Genomic DNA, 21,012 nt, shown 5'->3' on the forward strand with positions numbered 1-21,012 from the left:
CTCAGCGTCGCACATCAAACAGAAATCCATTACACGAAAGTGTGATGGATTTTTTGGTTTTGTACACAGGAACTTAGACCTATATTTAGCAATGGCTACAAGTAGCTGCAGGTAATCCCCAACTTCTCAGTGGTTTATGATTTTCGACAGTAAGAATTACATGGTTGTACCTAATCAAATCACCTAATTCAAAAGCGATTCTTTCACTGATATTTCATTGTCATGCAAACCTTCAATTTTGTAAGAAATTCAATCAAATAGTATTCAATGCGTTTATTCACTTTCATTAAAAATTCATTGGTATTCAGTCTAATATTGATCAGCCTTAGTTCCATGGCGCAAATGTCTTTGGAAAGATCAGCGACTAGTCAGACCAATGAGAAATCAATTTTAAAAGATAACACAGCGCCAAGAACAGATTTGCTTCGAACTGAGGCTGGCGATTTTGTTTTTGGCCCAGCCACAAGAATCAAGTTTAAATTTATTGAGGAAGAGTCCGGAATAGAGACTACCTATTTTAAAGTGGCTGATCTTCCATACTTGAAATCTGATGGTCGCCAAATGATGCCTCACGATTTGGCAGATGGACAATATCGAATGCTCTACTACAGCGTGGATAAGAATGGAAATCAGGAAGAAGTTCGGGCGGATATGATATTCATTGATAAAAGAGGTCCGGAAATATCTTCGGCTTTCAGCGACTCTCCGGTTGCTTTTGAAGAAGGTTTGCCGGTTTTTCCTAATAATGTCAATTTGATTGTCGGGGTAAAGGATCATCTAGTTGATGTGCAGAAAGTGAGCTATAGCATAAATGATGGTTCTTTAGTGCAAAGTTCATCGCTGAATATGATAGACCTGACAAATGAATTGTCTGTGATACAGGATGAAAAGATCAGTATAGAAATTACAGCGTATGACTTCTTTTACAACATCACCAAAGAGGTCATTGAGTTTAAGATACAGAGATAGGTTTAAGCATTGATTTATTTGTGTTATGACCCGGTGATCAATCATCGGGTTTTTTATTTAGGTTCTTTGAGTAAATGGATGGTGCATAATCTGATAGGTTAAATCAAATCCATATCCCTAGCCAAAGTGATTAACTCAGGAGAGTTGGCAACATCAAGTTTGCGAACCATGTTTCTTCGATGAGTATCTACAGTGTATTTAGATATTTTTAGCATTCGAGCTATGTCGCGGGAATAAAATCCCCGAGCAACAAGTCGGAGGATTTCCAATTCTCGCACACTAAGGATTTTTTCAAACCTTCTAATTTCAGGAAACTGAAAATCAAACCCCTCAGTATTCGGACCTATTAATTGCCATGATCCTGGTGTTGGTCGCATCCAAGTTACATCGTTTATAAATGAAAAATTACTCACTAATAGTCCGTTGGATTGTCCATTTGCAATTCCATGTCTTTGCAAATAGTAAAGCTTTCCACCTTTGCCTCTTGCACGATAAACAATTTTTGATTGATGCTTTAGAATCAACACCCCTTTTTGGTTCATAAACTTGATGCTTGAAATAGCAAATTGGGTAACCAACTCCAAATCTGATGGATGGATTAACTCATAAAGTTTGTCAATTGTATCTATTTCACTGATTCTAAAACCGGCAATTCTTTGATTGCCATTGGGGTATAGATTACCCTCATTTATTTCATACATGCATTGCAAACCAAACTCATTTGGGCTGACATATTGCTCAGGTTGTGATTTTCTGAACAGGGAACTTACTTCGCTAGCGGCACCCATTAGATACAATTTAAGAAAAAACAGATATAATTTCTTCATGGAATTCGTTTTCAAGAACTCCATTGTGGCTACAATAGAAATACTTTAAAAATGCAATTGCATGTTGAAAGGGTAAAATCTATCAAGATGGTTGAGAAGCCCTCAACTAACCAAATACTCCTTGGCTGTCTCCTCATCATCAAAAGGCCTCATGGCACCACCCAGTAATCGATTGTATCCGGATAGCAAAACCTTCTTCGCACCTGTGATACCAACCACAGCTCCCTTTACAGGTACATCTTTGGTTTCTTTTCCCATTTCGCGTATGTAGGCTGTGAATTTCCGAGTTGCAGGTGTCTCGGTAATATTAACCAAACGTAAATGCTCTCCTGGATTGGAAAGTAAGAAATCACGAAGGGAGGATGCGGTTTCAAGCATTTCCTCTTCATTCTGTCCACGATAGTCTACATAAACGATCTGCTTGCCCTTGTAAATGATTTTTTGAATCTCCGGCATTGGTAATAAGGTATGTGTGAAAAGCGAAAATAATCAGTTTATGAAAAAATCCTAATATTCCATTGGTATTGCAATAGACTGAGTCTAAAACCGGGTGATTCTGCAATGTTAAATTTTCTTCTCATTAGCAACATTCCCAATGTTTTGAAAGCATAATTTCTATCTTGGCAGCTTGGTTTAGAATGCAGTGAATGGCTGAGAGCAATCAGATAACTACTAAAAAGCTTTATAAAAAACTCGACAAGTTGTTCGAGGCTAGCCCTGTTTTAGAGCTTAACTCAAAAAAGCGCTGGGTCATTTTTTCTGATCTTCATATGGGGGATGGAGGTATGACAGATGACTTCAAGCAAAATGCGAAATTGTTCAAATCAGCACTTTCAGATTATTACCTCAAAAAAGATCATGCGCTGATTTTAAATGGCGATATTGAAGAACTACAGCGTTTTCAAGTGAAAAATATTGTGAATAGATGGCGTGAGGTTTACGACCTCTTCGATGCATTCAATTCAAAAGAAGCCCTCTATAAAACGATTGGAAATCATGATCTGGAACTTCAGTTAATGAAGAATTTGCCATTTGATTACAAGCACTATGACTCTTTAAGGTTAAAATTTCAAGACAACAGTCTTTTTGTGTTTCACGGACATCAGGCAAGCAAAAAGTATCAGGAGCACAACGAGCTAATCGGCTTTACGCTTAAATATTTTGCTAACCCATTAGGAATAAAGAGCTATTCAGTTTCACATAGTAGCAAGAAGCAGTACAAAATTGAAAAACGAGTTTATGGTTTTTCTGCTTTCAATAAAGTTGTTTCCATCATCGGTCATACACACCGTCCACTGTTCGAATCACTTCATAAGGTGGATCGGATCAAATATAAAATTGAGCAACTATGCCGAGATTATGCCGGAGCTACCTCAGGCCAGCAGGAAACCATCAAAGTAGATATAAAGTCTCACAAAAAGGAACTCAAACAATATTATCGGGAGAATAAGGATCATAGTTTTCAGAGCTACGTGTACAATACACTCTTCCATATTCCATGTGTCTTCAACTCAGGATGTGTGGTGGGCAAAAGAGGAATGACATGTCTGGAAATCGAAGGGGATAAAATTCGCCTGGTGCATTGGTTTGATAAGAAGATCAGTAAAAAGTACCTGAAGCAAAGCGGATATAAACCTCAACAATTAGGCGATACGGATTTTTATCGGTTGGTAATCAATGAAGAGTCTCTTGACTACATCTTTACACGAATAAAATTCCTGGCATGAAATGGTATGTTATTTTCATTGGCTGCTTTTTACTAGCATGCGAACACGGTCATAAGGAGAATATAGATATTCAGGGTCACAGAGGTGCCAGGGGTCTTGCTCCGGAGAATAGTTTGCCTGGATTTATTCTGGCCACTGAGTTGGGAGTTAATACGCTCGAACTTGATCTTGTTGTTTCTGCAGATAGCCAATTGATAGTAAGCCATGAGCCATTTTTCTCTCCGGAAATTTGTCTAGATGAATTTGGAAAGGCATTCCCACATGATTCCATTATCAATATTTACAAATTAGACTATTCGCAAATACAATTGTTTGACTGTGGGTCAAAAGGCAATATGAGATTTCCTGAACAAAATAGGGTCAGCATATATAAGCCATTGCTGAAAGATGTTATCGATAGTGTTGAGTCTTACATTAAATCCAATGGATTAGATATGATCAATTACAATATTGAACTTAAAACTACACTTGAGACCGATTCGGTTTTTCACCCGCATCCGGAAACATTCTCCGATTTGACCTATTCGCTTTTAAAAGAAATGGAAATTTTGGATCGGATCACAATTCAGTCGTTCGACTTTAGAACGCTTCAATACTTTCACATCCATTATTCTGACGTGGAGTTAGCTTTACTCATTGCCAATGAGTTAACCTGGAAGGCTAATATTGATTCCCTGGGCTTTACTCCGGAAATTTACTCACCTTATTATCTATTACTTTCACAGGAAAATGTGACAGAATTGCAGAATGCTGGTATGAGAGTGATACCCTGGACTGTAAATAAATCACGAGAGATTAAAAATGTTTTAGCCTTAGGTGTGGACGGAATTATCACCGATTACCCTAATCGGGCAATTGAAATAATTAATGAATGATGAGTAAAAAATATGACGTTTGTGCCATTGGTAATGCTTTGGTGGACTATGAAATTGAAGTTGAAGATCAGTTTTTTAAAGACAATCAGGTGGAGAAGGGATTGATGACCCTTGTTGATGAAGACAGACAAGGTGAGTTGCTGAAGGCAGTAGAAGGAAATGTGAGAAAAAAACAGGGTGGGGGTTCTGCCGCTAATACCATTTTTGGATTGGCTGAATTTGGGGGGAAAGGTTATTACACATGCAAAGTGGCAAATGATCCCGACGGGATGCTATATGTCAATGACCTGATAAAAGCCGGAATAGATACCAACCTAAATCCAAAAAATCTTTACAAAGGAACAACTGGTAAATGCCTGGTAATGATTACTCCTGATGCTGAGCGAACGATGAATACCTATCTGGGTATCACTACAGATTTCTCAGCGAATGAATTGAACGAGGAATCCATCAAAAGTTCGAATTACTTGTTCATGGAGGGCTTCCTGGTGTCATCACCAACAGGTCTGATAGCTATGAAAGAAGCTAAACGAATAGCACATGAAAACGGAGTAAAAGTTAGCCTTACATTTTCTGATCCATCCATGGTAAAATACTTCAATGATCAAATGAAGGAAATTGTTGGGAATGGTGTAGATCTTTTATTCTGCAACATTGAAGAGGCAGAATTATTTGGAGGTGTTGCAGGAATGGAAGCAGCAAAAGAAGCGATTCGAAAGGTGGCCATGGAATTTGTTATCACGAAAGGAAAAGATGGTGCCCTTGTATTTGATGGTAAGGATTACCATGAGATAGCACCATTTCCAACAAAAGCGGTTGATGCTACAGGTGCCGGAGACATGTTTGCCGGGGCATTCTTATATGCAATCAATCATGGATTATCACATGCAGAAGCCGGAAAGTTGGCAAGTGCCGCCAGCTCAGCTGTAGTTGGCAAATATGGACCTAGGCTCAATCAGTCCCACATAAAGGAAATATACACAAAGCTTGGTAAATAATATTTTGATATAATTATTATTGCCAATTCATTTTTATTGTAAAACCAAAACAACTATGCGAAACACCCTAATCTTAATCTGCATGTTCGCCGTGTTCGGAGCTATAGCTCAGGACAGACGGATAGACTTTGAGGAATACGACCTTGACAATGGATTACATGTAATTCTGCATCAGGATAATTCCACCCCAATCGTTAATGTATCTGTTCTTTACCACGTGGGCTCCAAGAACGAGCCGGAGGGAAGAACAGGATTTGCTCACTTCTTTGAGCACTTAATGTTTGAGGGATCTCCCAATATTCCAAGAGGAGAATTTTTCAAGATCATTGAAAGTGCCGGCGGACAACTGAATGCGAATACTTCAAATGACCGAACATTTTATTTCGAAACACTTCCCTCTCACCAGTTAGAGTTAGGACTTTACATGGAGTCTGAACGGATGCTTCACGCGAAGATTGATTCAACTGGTATTGCCACACAGAAAGAAGTGGTAAAAGAAGAGAAAAGGTTGAGAGTAGATAACCAGCCATACGGGTCTATTCTTCAAGAAACTTTTTCAAGGGTTTTTGAAGGAACGGCTTATGAATGGACACCAATTGGATCATTCGAAGACATTGATGCTGCCACAGACGAAGACTTCAAAGATTTCTTTGAGACATTTTATGTGCCTAATAATGCGACACTCTCCATCGCAGGAGATATTGAAATAGAACAAACCAAAAAGCTAGTAGAAAAGTATTTTGGTGAAATCCCAAAAGGTACGAAAGATATACCACGACCTACTGTGGAAATGAAGAAGCTTGGCAATGTACAAGCAGAAGTGTTTGACAATATTCAGTTACCTGCAGTCATTCAGGCATATCAGATGGCAGAGCAAGGATCGGAAGACTATTACGCAATGCAAATGTTAACAACCCTTCTATCAGGAGGTCAGAGCTCACGATTCCAAAAGGAGCTGGTAGATAATCAGGAGTTAGCGGTTGCAGCAGGATCATTTCCATTTGCTTTGGAAGATGCAGGTGTTTTCATCTCTTTTGGTATCATGAATATGGGCAAAACCCCAGAAGAATTGCAAAGTGCCATGGATGCAGAAATTGCACGAGTGAAGAATGAGCCTATTGATGATAAAGAGTTCCAGAAGCTGAGAAATCAAATTGAGAATTCATTTGTTTCATCTAACAGCACCATGCGAGGCATTGCAGAAAGCCTGGCCGATTACCATGTATACTTTGGAGATGCCAACCTTATCAACAATGAAATCGACAGATTCATGGCAGTCACTAAAGAAGATCTTCAAAGGGTGGCAAAAAAATACCTCGATCCTGAAAACAGGGTTCAATTGGTGTATTTGCCAAAATCTGCCCAGCAGAAACCTGAGGATGAAAAAATTGAAGATCAATAACCTAAAAAAGCTTTAAATCATGAACATTAAAAATATACTAACCCTTGTTCTGGCTATCGGAATGATAAGTGCTTTTGCACAGGTGGACCGGAGCAAATTGCCAGAACCGGCAACCCCAAGACCAATCAATATTGGTGAATATGAGTCCTTTGAGTTGAAAAACGGGCTCAAAGTATTTGTAATAGAAAATCACAAACTGCCACGAGTGAGCTACAACCTAATCCTGGATCGGAAGCCAATTATGGAGAATGACAAGGTAGGCTACCTATCAATGGTTGGGCAGATGATGAGAAGAGGGACAGATACGAGAACAAAAGAGCAGATCGATGAAGAAATTGATTTCATTGGAGCATCTATTGGTGCGGGATCAACCAGCGTCTTTGCCTCAGGTTTGTCAAAATACAATGAGAAAATTCTTGAATTGATGACAGACATTGTTTTCAACCCATCTTTTCCGGAAGAGGAGTTAGAGAAGATCCGTACACAAACCATCTCCAACCTGGCAGCAAATAAGGAAGATCCTGGAGCCATCGCTTCTAACCTCAATCAGGTTTTGCTTTATGGTAAGGATCATCCCTATGGAGAAATCCAGATAGAAGAAACCGTAAACAATATTACAGTTGATGATTTACGCACCTATCATCAGACTTATTTCAGGCCAAATATTGCATACCTGGCAGTGGTTGGTGATGTCAACCTGAAGGATGTGAAGAAAATGGTTAAAACCTATTTTGGTAGTTGGGAAGCTGGTGATGTACCCAGCCCTGAATACGCAATGCCAGCCGCTCCTGAAAAGAATAAGGTCGGAATTGTCAACAGATCCAGTGCCGTTCAGTCAAATATTGATATTACTTATCCGGTGAATCTTGCAATTGGATCGGAAGATCAAATTAAAGCACGTGTGATGAATCAGATTCTTGGAGGATCCGGTTCAGCAAAGCTTTTCATGAATCTCAGAGAAGACAAAGGGTACACTTATGGAAGCTATTCATCACTTTCTGCGGATGAATTGGTAGGGAGTTTTAACGCGGGTGCAGAAGTAAGAAATGAAGTGACCGATAGCTCCATTGTTCAGATATTTTATGAAATGGAGCAGGTCAAGCAGGGAAACATCTCTGATGAAGAAATAAATCTTGCAAAAAACTCGATTGCGGGCAGCTTTTCTCGTTCGCTTGAGCAGCCTCAGACAGTTGCCAACTTTGCTTTGAACATTGCCCGATATAATCTGCCGGAGGATTATTATGCGACTTACCTTCAAAAAATTCAGGCAGTTACCAAAGAAGACATTCAGGAAATGGCTGAAAAATACCTTAAGACTGAAAATGCTTATATCAATATCGTAGGTAAAGCCAGTGAAGTTGTTGAGCAGCTCAAGCAATTTGGTGATGTGACATATTACGATACGTACGGCAATGAAGTTGATCCATCGCTTTCTAAGCTTCCGGAAGGACTGACTGCTGAGAAAGTGCTTAACAATTATATCGAAGCAATAGGAGGTAGAAAGAAAATTGATGAACTGAAGACACTTAGCATGAAGATGGAGGCGTCAATCATGGGACAGGTTCTAAATATGGAAACTACCAGAATGGCACCTAATAAGCTATTCATGGAAGTAAAAATGGGTGGAAACCTGATGCAGAAACAAGTTTTTGATGGTGAAAAAGGAGCAAGTTCTGGAATGCAGGGGAATAAAAAGATTGAAGGTGAGGATGCGCTGGATATGGCCATTAGTTCAGCAATTGTAGAAGAAGTTGAATATTTGGACAAAGGGATAAAAGTATCACTTGTCTCAGTTGAAAACATAAATGGAAGTGATGCTTATGGGTTGGAAGTAACAATGCCTTCAGGTAAGAAATCGACCAGGTATTATGATGCTGAAACAAACCTTCTTATAAGAAGCACTAATACACTTGAAGGACCACAAGGCGCAATGACATTATCTACTGATTATGACAATTATGAAGAGTATGGAGGAGTCCTGTTTGCAACAGGAATTAAGCAGCCTATGAATGCTCAAATGAAGATGGATATAAAAGTCACTGAAGTCCTTGTTAATGAGGATATTGATGAATCAATATTCAATGTAGAGTAGTCTCTATATTTAATTTCACAAAATTTGCAAAGAGGGCAAGGATTTATCTATCTTTGCCCTCCGTTTTTAAGGACGAAAGTAAAAGACTATGAAAAGGACGTTTCAACCTTCAGTAAGAAAGAAGAAAAACAAGCACGGGTTCAGAAAAAGAATGGAGAGCGTGAATGGACAATCTGTCATTGCTAGAAGAAGAGCAAAGGGTCGTAAGCGACTGACTGTTTCTGACGAAATCCACAAGAAGTAAATAACTGGCCTATGGGCCTTTCCAAATACAGTTTTCCTAAAAAGGAAAAACTTACAGGCAAGAAAAAAATTGAGGGACTGTTTAAAAAGGGTTCCTCTTTTTATTTGGGGGACTTCCAGGTTCGCCACCTTAGATCCGACGATATTGGTTCTCATCAAATCCTCATTTCAGTTCCCAAACGAAACTTTAAACGAGCAGTTGATCGCAACTTGCTTAAGAGAAGAATTCGGGAGTCCTACAGACTCAACAAGCAATTAATCGATAATGGCACAGAATCATCCACTCTTTATATTGGTTTCATTTATCTTTCAAAAGAAATTTTGCCATTCCATGCCATCCAGACTCAACTAATCAAGTGTTTGGAACGTTTGGGTAATATCAATGCAGATCGACATGAGTAGAAAAGCAAAAATCATCTTTCCATTTATTTTGGTTTTGATTATCAGCGTGGCTGCCATTAAGCCACCGACCGACAGATATTTCGAGATTCTGAAAAACTTGGACATTTTCGCCACACTTTTCAAAGAAGTCAACACTCATTATGTGGACGAAATCAACCCTACAACACTGATGAAGTCGGGGATTGATGAAATGTTGGAGACATTGGATCCGTACACCAATTACATCGCTGCGGATGACATTGAAACCTACCGCATGATGACTACCGGTGAATATTCCGGGATAGGTGCTGTAGTCGAGCGAAAAGATGGTATCAGCACAGTAGTAATGCCTTATGAAGGATTTGCCGCTCATGATGCAGGATTGCGAGCGGGAGATGAAATACATGCCATCAACGGAATATCGCTCGACGGAAAATCCCAGGAGGAAGTTAGATTCCTGATGAAAGGCCAGTCAAACTCTGAAATAACCTTAACAATTAAGCGCTTTGGGCAGGATAAGATGTTTGACGTACAGGTAAAACGAGAAAAAATTGCTGTTGATAGTGTGCCTTATGCTGGAATGGTAACAGATGATATTGGTTACGTTCGTTTAACAAGCTTCACGCAGAATGTGGGAAGATCCATCGGTATCAAAACCCTTGATTTGATGGAGCAAGGGGCTACAAGCATCATTTTGGATTTGAGAGGGAACCCAGGAGGACTACTGCATGAAGCAGTGAATGTTTCAAACGTTTTTGTTGAAAAAGGAAGAAAAATAGTGACCCAAAAAGGAAAGGTCAGAGCTAATGACTGGGCCTATAATACCTTGAATGACCCTGTAGACCCCAACATTCCGGTTGTGGTATTGACGGACAATGGCAGTGCATCAGCATCTGAAATTGTATCCGGTGTAATTCAGGATTACGATCGTGGGGTGTTGGTTGGCAGAAAGACTTTTGGAAAGGGATTGGTTCAAATAGAGCGCCCACTTTCTTATGATGCAGTTGTTAAAATCACCACTGCAAAATATTATACTCCAACCGGACGATGCATTCAGGCGATTGATTACAGCAATAGAAATGAAGATGGAAGTGTTGGAAAAATTCCAGATTCACTGAAGAACGAATTTTACACATTGAACGGAAGAAAAGTATTTGATGGTGGAGGGATTGATCCGGATGTTGAAGTTGAAAAGTTGGAGTTTGCACCCATCACCAAGAGTCTGATGCGTAACGATCATATCTTTTATTATGCTACAGAATACTTCTACAAAAACGAAGATTTAGACCCAGCCTCACCGAATGACCTTCGATTGTCAGATGCCGAGTATGATGATTTTGTTAAGTGGCTGGCCAATCGAGATTTCGATTATGTGACTCGTGTTGAGCAGGAAACGAAAGATCTGATCAAAATAGCCAAAGAAGAGAAGAAGTATACCAAGCTGAAAAGCTATTTTGACAGCCTGGAAAAAGCCACAAAACACAATAAAGAAGAGGATCTCATCACTTTCAAAGAGGAAATAAAGATGCTTCTAGAACAAGAGATTGCTGGAAGATATTTCTATGAAAGAGGCATCATTGAATCCACTTTTGGAAAAGACCCTGATGTTCAAGCAGCTATCACTATTTTAGATGATACTGCAAAATATCAATCCATCCTAAAACCTAATTAATTGGCATTAATTCTGAGCATAGAGACATCTACGATGGTATGCTCCGTGGCGCTGCACAGGGATGGAGAGTTGCTGGCAAGTCAATCCCATCAAGTAGAAAAGTCTCATTCTTCATTGTTACCAGGAATCGGTATTGAAGTCTGCAAAGAGGTCAACCTTACTTTCAATGATTTAGACGCTGTAGCTGTGTCATCAGGGCCCGGATCATATACAGGTCTCCGCATTGGAGTCACAAGTGCAAAAGGGATATGCTACACGCTACAAAAGCATTTGATAGCCATACCTTCTCTTGAAATAATGGCGGAGGCAGTCAGAGGAAAATTCGAGGGAGATCATTTGCTGTGTCCCATGATGGATGCTCGTAGGATGGAAGTATATACACAGGTGGAAGATCAAAACGGAGAAAAATTATGGGACTTACAGCCTAAAATTCTCAATGAAAATTCGTTCGCAGAATTCAATCAGCCACTTTACCTATTTGGTGATGGAATGCCCAAGTTTAAAGAGATTTCAAGTCAGGAAAACTTGACTTTTATTGATGATATTTTTCCTGATGCTACCAATATGGGTCGACTTGCTTATGAGAAATTCAAAAATGAAGACTTTGAAGATGTGGCATATTTCGAGCCGAATTATTTGAAGGAATGGCGAACTACTACACCTAAAAAACAGTTGCTGTAGCTCATGGAAGAAATTGTAAACCGAGTAGCTAAAAGTCCATTAGTATCCGTCGATCTGGAGGACTACCTTCATAAGGGCGAGTACTCAATCTTCGACTTGAAGGATGTGCTTTATGAAGGAATCATATTGCGGGAGAAGGATTTTCGAGGTTTCATGAAGGATAATGATTGGGCTGTTTACAAGGACAAGAATGTAGGTCTGGTTTGTACAGCTGATGCTATCGTTCCGACCTGGGCTTATATGTTGTTGGTTACTAAAATCAAAGAATTCGCAAACGTTGTGACCTTTGGCGATGAATTAGCTATCGAAAAGGCGCTAATTGATCAGGCGATTGAAAGATGCCTGGCTGAAAATGAGCTGAAAGATAAAAAAGTGGTGATCAAAGGATGCGGCAATGTCAAGAGCATTGAATATGCCTATACAAAAACCACTGAAAAACTATTCCCTTTGGTTAGCAGTCTGATGTATGGCGAACCTTGCAGCACTGTACCTATCTTTAAACGCAAAAAATAACCTAGCTAGTGAATATAGATGTATTAAAATACCCTGTTGGACAGTATGATGCTCCAACAGAAATCACAGAAGATATTTTCAATCAATGGATAATTACGCTGGAAAGTTTGCCGGAAAGGGTAAAAAAGCTGGTGGGAAATTTATCCTATGATGAACTTGAATTGCAATATCGTCCCGGTAGCTGGAATATAAAGCAAGTGGTGCATCACCTGGCTGATAGCCATATGAACAGCTTCATTCGGTTTAAGCTTATTCTGACAGAAGACAACCCTACTATAAAGCCTTATGATGAAGCAGCATGGGCAAGGACAGCCGATGCGGATAATGAAGAGATAATGGAGTCTATAGAAATTCTGGAAGGCCTTCATAATCGTTGGGTGATGCTTCTAAAATCTTTGAAACCGGAACACAAAAAGCGAACCTATTTCCACCCGGAATACAATAAAGAATTTACGCTGGAGTGGATGCTTGGACTGTATGACTGGCATTGCAAGCACCACCTTGCACACATCAAACAAGCGATAGAACTGGAAGGTGAGTTTACACCGGAGAAGGTTGGGTAACTTATTCTTCCGATTCATTTTCTCCCCCTTGAAGGGGGTTAGGGGGAGGCTGAGACCAAGCCCTAATAAAGGTTAAAAGATAAAAAAGCCTCTCAGATTTCTCCAAGAGGCTTTCAGACTAGGTTAGTTAAGTAGTTAGTCTTTCTTTTTACCGGATCCTTTTTTGCTTCCGGAACCTGCAATCGAGCTTCGCATATCTGTATCAGCTTCAATATTCTGGAACTTATAGTAATCCATGATTCCAAGATTACCACTTCTGAATGCTTCTGCAATCGCTTTTGGTACTTCGGCTTCAGCAAGGATCACTTTAGCTCTAGCTTCCTGCGCTTTAGCAAGCATCTCCTGCTCTTCAGCAACAGCCATGGCTCTTCGCTCTTCCGCTTTAGCTTCTGCTACTTTCAAGTCGGCAGATGCCTGATCCGTTTGAAGTTTCGCACCAATGTTTGCTCCAACATCCACATCAGCAATATCAATGGAAAGAATTTCGAATGCAGTTCCTGCATCCAGCCCTCTTTGCAGAACCAGTTTAGATATCTTATCTGGATTTTCAAGCACCTCTTTGTGGGATGCTGCTGAACCAACGGAGGTCACAATACCTTCGCCTACTCTGGCAAGAATAGTTTCTTCACCAGCCCCTCCAACTAATTGTTGGATGTTAGCACGGATGGTAACTCTCGCTTTCGCTACCAGTTGAATACCGTCAGCTGCAACTGCAGCAACAGAAGGTGTATTAATAACTTTTGGATTTACTGAAATCTGAACTGCTTCGAATACATCCCTACCTGCTAAATCAATAGCAGTAGCTTGCTTGAACGTTAAGTTAATGTTTGCTTTCTCTGCAGAAATCAATGCCTTAATGACCTGCGGTACATTACCGCCAGCCAGGTAGTGAGTTTCCAGATCTTGTGTTCTTAAATCCCGTCTGGCGTCTCCTTCTTCTTCTGTAATCTTGAGGCCGGCTTTGGTAGCGGTGATCAAAGAATTTACAATTATTGATGGAGGAACCTTTCTTATCCTCATGAAAAAGAGCTCAAAAAGACCAACACGTACGTTAGTCACTTGAGCTGTGATCCACAATCCTACTGGTATGTAGTAGAGCAAAATAAATAAGGCAATTACTCCTAATACTACAAGAACCACTGTTAATACTCCAAATCCCATATGCTTATTTAACTGTTTTTACAAAAATTTTTGAAGAGTCTATTCTTTCGATTTCAATTTCGACATTTTCACTGATATAATTTCCTTTCGACCGCACCTCAATTACATTTTCCCCAAAAAGCGCTTTACCAATTGGCTTTAATGTGGATATGGTTTTACCTCTATCACCAATTTTCAGCTCAATTTTAAAATCCTCATTAACCTTAGCAATATGAGATTGCCTTAATGAAAATTTTTCCCATGTCTTCCCTCTTAAGGTCAAAGCTACAGCAGTGACATTCGAAATGATAGCAGCGAGCAAAATAAAAGTTCCTGTAGTCGCTCCATACGCCTCATAGCCAATGTAAATGCCCCAGATCGACAATAATACTCCAATTGTTCCCGCGATAAATATTCCAGGAATAAAGAGAATTTCAGCAACTACGAGAAAAGTGCCGATCAGAATTAGTCCAATAATTGTAATCCAATCCATTGTGTTTTAATAAGCCTTGGCAAAAAGCACACGTCCTTTTGAAGGTTTTCCTGTAAAGATACAAGTTCCTTCCTCTTCTTTTTGATCTAAAGGAATGCATCGAATGGTTGCTTTTGTCTCGTCTTTTATCTTCTCCTCCGTCTCAGCAGTTCCATCCCAGTGTGCATAGACAAACCCTTGTTCTACCAGCTTCTTAAACTCATCATAAGTGTTGGCTTCTTTCGAGTTTTCCTCTCGCAATTCTTTTGCTTTATTATAGATATTCACCTGAATATCTTCAAGCAGATGTATCACATGGCTCACCACTTCATCAATTGGATGGAATGATTTTTCTTTAGTATCTCTTCTGGCAATTTCAACGGTTCCTTTTTCTAAATCTTTTGGTCCAATAGCCAGACGGACAGGAACTCCTTTTAACTCGTACTCCGCAAATTTCCAACCTGGCTTATGGGTATCTCGGGCATCAAATTTTACTGAGACGCCCTTCTCTTTCAATTGAGCAACAAGAGGCGCTACTACCTCTTCTATTTGAGTAAGCTGCTCGTCTTTGAAATATATTGGTACGATTACTACCTGGATAGGAGCAAGTTTTGGAGGTAGAACCAATCCATCGTCATCTGAATGTGCCATAATTAATGCACCCATCAATCGAGTACTTACACCCCATGAGGTGCCCCAGACAAGCTCTTCTTTGCCTTCTTTTGTCGTGAATTTTACATCAAAGGCTTTGGCAAAATTCTGGCCAAGAAAGTGTGATGTTCCAGCTTGAAGGGCTTTTCCATCCTGCATCATAGCTTCAATGCAGTAAGTATCTACGGCACCCGCAAAACGTTCACTTTCAGTCTTCACCCCTTTGATTACAGGCATAGCCATAAATTCCTCAGCGAAGGTTGCATAAACATCAAGCATCTGTCGGGTTTCGTCAACAGCCTCCTGTTTGGTAGCATGAGCTGTGTGACCTTCCTGCCACAGAAATTCTGCTGTTCTAAGGAATAGTCTGGTTCGCATTTCCCAACGCATTACGTTAGCCCACTGGTTAATTAGTAAAGGCAAGTCCCGATAAGATTGAATCCAGTTTTTGTATGAATCCCATATCACTGTTTCAGAAGTTGGACGAATAATTAATTCTTCCTCTAGTTTAGCCTCTGGATCAACAACGATTCCTTTACCATTCTCGTCATTTTTCAAGCGGTAGTGCGTTACCACAGCACACTCTTTGGCGAATCCTTCCACATGGTCAGCCTCTTTACTAAGAAATGATTTAGGTATCAAAAGCGGGAAATATGCATTTTCATGACCAGTTTCTTTAAACATCTGATCAAGGGTCTGCTGCATTTTTTCCCAAATAGCAAAACCGTAGGGCTTTATCACCATACAGCCTCTAACAGGAGAATTTTCTGCTAATCCGGCTTTTTTGACCAGTTCATTGTACCATAGTGAGTAATCTTCCGAACGAGATGGAATTGCTTTAGCCATGTATAAATATTTCTTTTGGTATGGAGTTTGCTCTTTTAGTAAAAAAAGATTTCTACGGGACGCAAATATAGCGGAGGTGTTGAACAGAGAGCCCTAAGAGATCGTTAAATAAAAAAAAGGAGGAGTCATGAGACATTATCTAAAAAATTTTCTGATAGTAGTTTTCGCAATTTCAATGATCGGAGTTTCCGGTCAGGAGTACGATGATCTATACTTTACAAAGGAAGATCGGGTGAAACAGAAGAAAAAGAAATCTACTCAACAGACTCCTTATTACAATGAGGACAACTCGTCTACTGATGAGGAATTAAGTTTTCTAGGGCGTCAGTTTCAAGAAAACAATCCATCCGGCAATGTGAGTGATGAATCGCTCGAGTATTATGCGCCGGAAAAAACTCAAGAAGATTACTATTCTGAAAGTGATTATGCCTCAGGGCAAAACCCAAACTTTAGCAATCCTCAGGAAACATTCGATAACGTTTCTCAGCAACCTATTATCGTAAACAACTATTATAACGATAACTGGAACACTTGGAACCGCTGGAGCCGTCCTGGCTTGAACATTGGAATGGGATGGAATAGCTGGGGTGGAAATTACTGGTCTGTTTCTTTTGGCAATGCTTGGGGAAATCCTTGGTACGATCCTTTCTGGGATCCATGGTGGGGATGGAATTCATGGGGTCCCAGATGGGGATGGAATGCAGGCTGGGGATGGAACAGTTGGGCCTGGAATGGATGGGGCTGGGGTGCCGGTTCACTATGGTGTCCTCCGGGTTATTATGGATACAGAGGAAGGCCTGTTTATATAGTTGATGGTAATAGATATAGAGGACGTGATGTGGTACGAGGCGCAAGACCATCAAGAGGTTCGGTAGCTGCACGTGAAAGCCGATCTTCATCTGGAAGAAGGTCTGTAGCAAGCGAATCCAGCAGAAGTGAACAGGCGAATTTTAGTCGTCAGCAAGCTGACTATTTAAATAGATCAAGAAGCAGCCGATATAATTCGGGAACAACCCGAGGATCAAGTGATGTTAACTCCAGAACTTTCAATTCTTCTAATTCTTCAAGTCGAATTAATAATTCAGGGGCAAGAACGAATACGAACTACAATAGATCAAGCTACAACAATAGATCTAGCAATTCTGGCACACCTTCCAGATCGTATACACCACCTGCATCACGCAGCAGTAGAGGATCATCAGTAGGAACTTCATCCAGATCTTCAAGAAGTTCGGGCTCAGTGAGTCGGGGGTCTTCTTCGAGTAGGTCGTCCGGTTCAAGATCCTCCTCTGGTAGGTCCAGTTCGGGTAGAAGAGGTGGCAACTAATTAAATAAGATAACAATCCATGAAAAATAGATTAATCATACTCTTGTTTTCTTTTTTTGGCTATTCAGTTATATCCAATGGGCAGTACTTTGAAGATGCTTATCGGTTTAGCCAGAGTAATTATAGCCTGGGGAGCACCGCAAGGATGCAGGCGATTGGAGGGGCCCAGATAGCACTTGGAGGTGATATAAGTTCAGCAGTTTCAAACCCGGCCGGTTTAGGATTTTTCAACAAGAGTGTGTTTGTTTTCTCACCTTCACTTGATTTCATCAATAGTGATACTGAATATGGGATATTACGCGATGGAGGTTTGGAGACCCAAGGTTCCGAAGAGACCTTCAAGAACAACTTCAATTTCGCCAATATTGGAACAGTAATCAATTTTTCAAAGGGGAGGTTTACGGATGATAAATTCAAGGGTGGTTCCCTGGCCATTTCATTAAATAGAAGGAATACTTATCATTTGACTCGTACTTATGAAGGGGAAAACGGATTCAATTCGATTGTAGATAATATTCTGCAGGATGCCGGCAACCAAAGTTTGGATGAGTTAAGCGAACTTGGCTATGCTGCGTTCGACCAGTTCTTAATTACTCCTACTCAAAATGGATATGATGCGTTTGTCGGTGGATATCCTATTCAAAGGGAAACGATCAAAGAGCGTGGTTCACATTATCAAATGAATATTGCCTGGGGTGGAAACTATGATGATAAACTCTATTTCGGTGGAGGAATGGGAGTTCAATTTTTAAATTACAGACAAGAACGAGCTTATGAGGAATTTGATTTTCTGCAGGGAGGTTCAGATTTTGATTCTTTGAATGCCATTTTCATTGATGATCAGATAGCTGTTAGAGGTTCGGGTGTGAATTTTAATTTTGGTACCATTTTCCGACCAGTCGAATTTTTAACCATTGGTGCGAGCTACACCTCACCTACATTTATGTCGCTGGATGAAGAAAGCTTCCTTGATTTAGAAGCTGATTGGGATGCCGGGACTACCTACACTGAAACAGTTGATGGAGAAACTGAAACGTATGATTTGGGAAGAATTGATCCCTATCAAAGCAATCTTTTTGTCAACACTTATCGGTTAAGAGCTCCTTCTAAAATTGGTTTGGGTGCTGCCGTTTTTGTAGGAAAAAATGGGTTCTTATCCGGTGATTTAGAGTTTGTGAATTATGGAACTGCTAATCTGAATTCTGATGATTTTGCCACATCGGTAGATAATGACGTGATCGAGGATATTTATGAGTCAGTAATGAACGTTAGAGTAGGCGGAGAATATAGATTTGACAACTTCAGATTGAGAGCCGGCTATGCTTTTTTTCCAGATCCTGTAAAGGATTCCAGCCTTCAGGATAGAACCAATGTGACTTTTGGATTTGGCTATCGAACACTTGATTACTTTTTAGATTTTGCCGTGGTTTCAAGTGAAATGCAGCAACAAGCAGTGCCTTACTTTATTGGTAGTGACCAGCCGCTAGCAACATCAGATATCCAAAACACCACCGTATCAGTAACGTTTGGCTTGAATTTTTAAAAGAGCTTAATTAATTCTTTGTATTCCTGAATGGTATGGTCTGCTTGATTATACCATTCTTTTCTTTTCTCCAAAAGGCTTTCTAGCGATTGATTTTTCATCAGCGGACGGCTGGTGTCTTTTGCCAGACGCTGCTGAATTTTATCAATCGGAGTATTGATATAGCAGACTGTCCCAGCCTTTTGCATGATGTCCAGATTGTTGAAAAAACAAGGAGTGCCACCTCCTGCCGCCATCACAAAAGCATCCAATTCATTAATAACCTTTTCAAGGTGAAATTTTTCCAGCTGCCTGAAATGTGCTTCGCCCTTTTCTGCAAAAATTTCTTTAATAGAACACTTCTCTGCCTTTTCAATATCCTGATCCAGATCAACAAATTGAATTCCAAGATCAACTGCCAGGTCCAGGCCCATGGTGGTCTTACCAGCACCGGGTAATCCAATCAGAAAGATTTTTTGCTTCACTGACGATTCAGGATTTCGATCACATCATCGGCCAAAGGAGTATCGTTGTAATGCCACTTTGCCAAAACAGTCCCGTCCTTCAAAAGGAGTATTCCCGGATTAGATCGCACCATTGTTTTCAGCACAGTTGCATCTGCAAAGAAATAAGGAGCGGCAAGCTGATTTTCATGACGGAAGGCTTCAAATCTTTCATAACCGGAGGAAGTCAGAATCCAGGTGTCAAACCTTTGGTTGTCAAACGTCAGGTTTCTTAGCCGATCTATTTTATCCAACGAAGTTTTCTCAATCTGATGTATTATGATGATCAGCTTAGTTCCTGATAGTAACTCATTGGTGTAGTCATTATCGCCCTGCCATACATTCAAATCAGTAATTTTAGCAGCTGCCTCGGGATTAATGAGTTTAGCTTCTTTGTATTCATATCCACCTTCTGATGGGTAAGTTTCGAACTCAAAGGTCTCCCCATCTTTTTCCATGATGTACACGTATTTCAGTGGTTCTGAATTTTTCATCAGTGAAGGAAGGTGATTGCCAACCTTATATGCTCTGAAATCAATAAACGGCAAATGCATGATGGCATAAATGGCCAAGATCAACATGACTAAAGTTGTTCCAATAATTTTTACTTCTTGAAATACCGGTCCGAGCATTGGCTTATAGCTATCCTTTTTCCAGAAAATAACTCCGATGAGTACGAGCAGAATGATGTCTTTGTAAAACGACTCCCAAGGTGTGAGTTTAATCGCATCGCCGAAACATCCACAATCAGTCACTTTATTGAAATAAGCTGAGTAGAAAGTAAGAAAGGTGAAAAAGATGATCATGGCCAGTAAAACCCATGATGTAATCCTAATGCGGTAACCGACAATAAGAGCGACACCTAATACAACCTCAAGCACACTTAAAAAGACACTTAAGAAAAGTGCAGCCGGTACAAACCACTCGAAAAAAGGTGCGATATCGGAAGCAAAAACCTGGAAATACTCTTCTAGCTTGATAGCTGTCCCGACTGGGTCGTTCACTTTAATGATTCCAGAAAACACAAACAGTGCTCCTACCGCGTATCGTGCAAATTCTTTGATGATTTTCATAGATTAATGGCTTTAATCATTTCTTTTAGTTCTTTATCGGTAATAGTTTCTTTATCAGACTTGTCGAATATTGAGAGCAAGTAGATTGTACCCAGTTTATCTACAACGTAAGTAATTAATCTGCCTCCTCCGCTTTTTCCTGAAGATTTGCTTTGAATATTAACCCTAATTTTGTAGACATTATTCCCAAGTGAAATTCCCGTTTTTGGGTTATTGGAAAGTAAATGCTCGACTCTTGCCACATCTTCTTTTACACTCGGATACTTTTTGAAGAGTTTCTTTAGTTCTTTAATGAATCGAATAGTTGGGACTATCTTAAAGCTCATCCAATACTTCCTGTAGAGTTCTTTCAGGCAATTTTCCTTCTTGAATCAACTTCACTTCTTTAAACGCTTGGGTCAACGATTCTTTTAATTCGTTATACTCCTTATCGTGGCGAAGTTTTTTTTGTATGGCTTCCCATTCCTTAATTGGTATCTGAACGGCAGTTCTTTTACCCTTTTCATCCTGAAGATATTGCACTTTGAAATCCATA

Annotated in this window: 23 protein-coding genes; 14 read left to right on the forward strand and 9 right to left on the reverse strand. The window is 40.0% G+C overall.

All coding sequences use genetic code 11. The features are described 5' to 3' along the window. The first annotated feature begins 267 nt into the window (after positions 1-267). Positions 268-969 (forward strand): hypothetical protein, encoded by a 702-nt coding sequence (locus RIC88_RS09550; RefSeq protein ID WP_350217315.1) that lies wholly within the window; start codon positions 268-270, stop codon positions 967-969. Between the two features lie 98 nt (positions 970-1,067). On the opposite strand, the gene RIC88_RS09555 is transcribed toward RIC88_RS09550, so the two are convergent. Together RIC88_RS09555 and RIC88_RS09560 are read right to left on the reverse strand one after the other, a co-directional pair. After that, a complete protein-coding gene (locus RIC88_RS09555; protein ID WP_350217316.1) occupies positions 1,068-1,796 on the reverse strand; it encodes a response regulator transcription factor in 729 nt (242 codons plus the stop codon). Positions 1,797-1,898: 102 nt separating this feature from the next. Next, positions 1,899-2,252, reverse strand: coding sequence for a hypothetical protein (locus RIC88_RS09560; RefSeq protein ID WP_350217317.1), 354 nt, complete (start codon positions 2,250-2,252; stop codon positions 1,899-1,901). 191 nt (positions 2,253-2,443) lie between these two features. Here RIC88_RS09560 and RIC88_RS09565 point away from each other — a divergent pair, with 191 nt between their 5' ends. The 11 genes from RIC88_RS09565 to RIC88_RS09615 all read left to right on the forward strand — a co-directional run bounded on the left by RIC88_RS09565 (position 2,444) and on the right by RIC88_RS09615 (position 12,943). Then, positions 2,444-3,523, forward strand: coding sequence for a metallophosphoesterase (locus RIC88_RS09565; RefSeq protein ID WP_350217318.1), 1,080 nt, complete (start codon positions 2,444-2,446; stop codon positions 3,521-3,523). Next, complete coding sequence (locus RIC88_RS09570; RefSeq protein WP_350217319.1) at positions 3,520-4,398, forward strand: glycerophosphodiester phosphodiesterase family protein; 879 nt, start codon at positions 3,520-3,522, stop codon at positions 4,396-4,398. The genes RIC88_RS09565 and RIC88_RS09570 overlap by 4 nt, the downstream gene beginning before the upstream one ends. Then, positions 4,398-5,396 (forward strand): adenosine kinase, encoded by a 999-nt coding sequence (locus RIC88_RS09575; RefSeq protein ID WP_350217921.1) that lies wholly within the window; start codon positions 4,398-4,400, stop codon positions 5,394-5,396. Before RIC88_RS09570 ends, RIC88_RS09575 begins: the two co-directional genes overlap by 1 nt. 55 nt (positions 5,397-5,451) lie before the next feature. Then, a complete protein-coding gene (locus RIC88_RS09580; protein ID WP_350217320.1) occupies positions 5,452-6,798 on the forward strand; it encodes a M16 family metallopeptidase in 1,347 nt (448 codons plus the stop codon). A 19-nt stretch (positions 6,799-6,817) separates the two neighbouring features. Further along, positions 6,818-8,890, forward strand: coding sequence for an insulinase family protein (locus tag RIC88_RS09585; RefSeq protein ID WP_350217321.1), 2,073 nt, complete (start codon positions 6,818-6,820; stop codon positions 8,888-8,890). 88 nt (positions 8,891-8,978) lie between these two features. Then, on the forward strand, positions 8,979-9,134 hold the full coding sequence (gene rpmH, locus RIC88_RS09590; protein WP_348279338.1) for a 50S ribosomal protein L34: 156 nt from the start codon (positions 8,979-8,981) through the stop codon (positions 9,132-9,134). Positions 9,135-9,145: 11 nt separating this feature from the next. Further along, positions 9,146-9,535, forward strand: a complete 390-nt coding sequence (rnpA, locus tag RIC88_RS09595; RefSeq protein WP_350217322.1) for a ribonuclease P protein component — start codon at positions 9,146-9,148, stop codon at positions 9,533-9,535. Next, the gene (locus RIC88_RS09600) at positions 9,528-11,186 is read left to right on the forward strand and encodes a S41 family peptidase (protein WP_350217323.1); all 1,659 of its coding nucleotides are present in this window, start codon (positions 9,528-9,530) and stop codon (positions 11,184-11,186) included. Before rnpA ends, RIC88_RS09600 begins: the two co-directional genes overlap by 8 nt. Next, positions 11,187-11,867, forward strand: coding sequence for a tRNA (adenosine(37)-N6)-threonylcarbamoyltransferase complex dimerization subunit type 1 TsaB (gene tsaB / locus RIC88_RS09605; RefSeq protein ID WP_350217324.1), 681 nt, complete (start codon positions 11,187-11,189; stop codon positions 11,865-11,867). It begins immediately after the preceding gene. A gap of 3 nt (positions 11,868-11,870) precedes the next feature. Then, positions 11,871-12,380 (forward strand): DUF2480 family protein, encoded by a 510-nt coding sequence (locus tag RIC88_RS09610; RefSeq protein WP_350217325.1) that lies wholly within the window; start codon positions 11,871-11,873, stop codon positions 12,378-12,380. Between the two features lie 8 nt (positions 12,381-12,388). After that, positions 12,389-12,943, forward strand: coding sequence for a YfiT family bacillithiol transferase (locus RIC88_RS09615; RefSeq protein ID WP_350217326.1), 555 nt, complete (start codon positions 12,389-12,391; stop codon positions 12,941-12,943). A gap of 135 nt (positions 12,944-13,078) precedes the next feature. Here RIC88_RS09615 and floA read toward each other — a convergent pair whose 3' ends face one another. Genes floA through proS form a run of 3 tightly spaced genes read right to left on the reverse strand, consistent with a single transcriptional unit; the run spans position 13,079 to position 16,052 of the window. Next, positions 13,079-14,104, reverse strand: a complete 1,026-nt coding sequence (gene floA, locus RIC88_RS09620; protein ID WP_350217327.1) for a flotillin-like protein FloA — start codon at positions 14,102-14,104, stop codon at positions 13,079-13,081. Positions 14,105-14,108: 4 nt separating this feature from the next. Beyond that, on the reverse strand, positions 14,109-14,576 hold the full coding sequence (locus tag RIC88_RS09625; RefSeq protein WP_350217328.1) for an NfeD family protein: 468 nt from the start codon (positions 14,574-14,576) through the stop codon (positions 14,109-14,111). Between the two features lie 6 nt (positions 14,577-14,582). Then, positions 14,583-16,052 carry a proline--tRNA ligase gene (gene proS / locus RIC88_RS09630; RefSeq protein WP_350217329.1) on the reverse strand — a complete coding sequence of 490 codons (1,470 nt, stop codon included), beginning with the start codon at positions 16,050-16,052 and terminating at the stop codon, positions 14,583-14,585. Between the two features lie 127 nt (positions 16,053-16,179). Between proS and RIC88_RS09635 the strand changes: the two genes are divergently transcribed. Next, on the forward strand, positions 16,180-17,379 hold the full coding sequence (locus RIC88_RS09635; protein ID WP_350217330.1) for a hypothetical protein: 1,200 nt from the start codon (positions 16,180-16,182) through the stop codon (positions 17,377-17,379). 19 nt (positions 17,380-17,398) lie between these two features. Further along, entirely contained in the window at positions 17,399-18,922 is a 1,524-nt protein-coding gene (locus tag RIC88_RS09640; RefSeq protein WP_350217331.1) for an OmpP1/FadL family transporter, read from the forward strand. On the opposite strand, the gene RIC88_RS09645 is transcribed toward RIC88_RS09640, so the two are convergent. The 4 genes from RIC88_RS09645 to RIC88_RS09660 are packed head-to-tail and all read right to left on the reverse strand — an operon-like array spanning position 18,919 to position 21,011. Beyond that, complete coding sequence (locus RIC88_RS09645) at positions 18,919-19,386, reverse strand: shikimate kinase (RefSeq protein WP_350217332.1); 468 nt, start codon at positions 19,384-19,386, stop codon at positions 18,919-18,921. The two genes, RIC88_RS09640 and RIC88_RS09645, sit on opposite strands and share 4 nt — an antisense overlap. Next, entirely contained in the window at positions 19,383-20,477 is a 1,095-nt protein-coding gene (locus tag RIC88_RS09650) for a BT_3928 family protein (RefSeq protein ID WP_350217333.1), read from the reverse strand. The genes RIC88_RS09645 and RIC88_RS09650 overlap by 4 nt, the downstream gene beginning before the upstream one ends. Next, positions 20,474-20,803 (reverse strand): type II toxin-antitoxin system RelE/ParE family toxin, encoded by a 330-nt coding sequence (locus tag RIC88_RS09655; protein WP_350217334.1) that lies wholly within the window; start codon positions 20,801-20,803, stop codon positions 20,474-20,476. The genes RIC88_RS09650 and RIC88_RS09655 overlap by 4 nt, the downstream gene beginning before the upstream one ends. After that, positions 20,793-21,011 (reverse strand): hypothetical protein, encoded by a 219-nt coding sequence (locus RIC88_RS09660; protein WP_350217335.1) that lies wholly within the window; start codon positions 21,009-21,011, stop codon positions 20,793-20,795. The genes RIC88_RS09655 and RIC88_RS09660 overlap by 11 nt, the downstream gene beginning before the upstream one ends. Position 21,012: the final 1 nt, after the last annotated feature.

Source organism: Ekhidna sp., from assembly GCF_040220215.1.
Lineage (GTDB): Bacteria > Bacteroidota > Bacteroidia > Cytophagales > Cyclobacteriaceae > Ekhidna.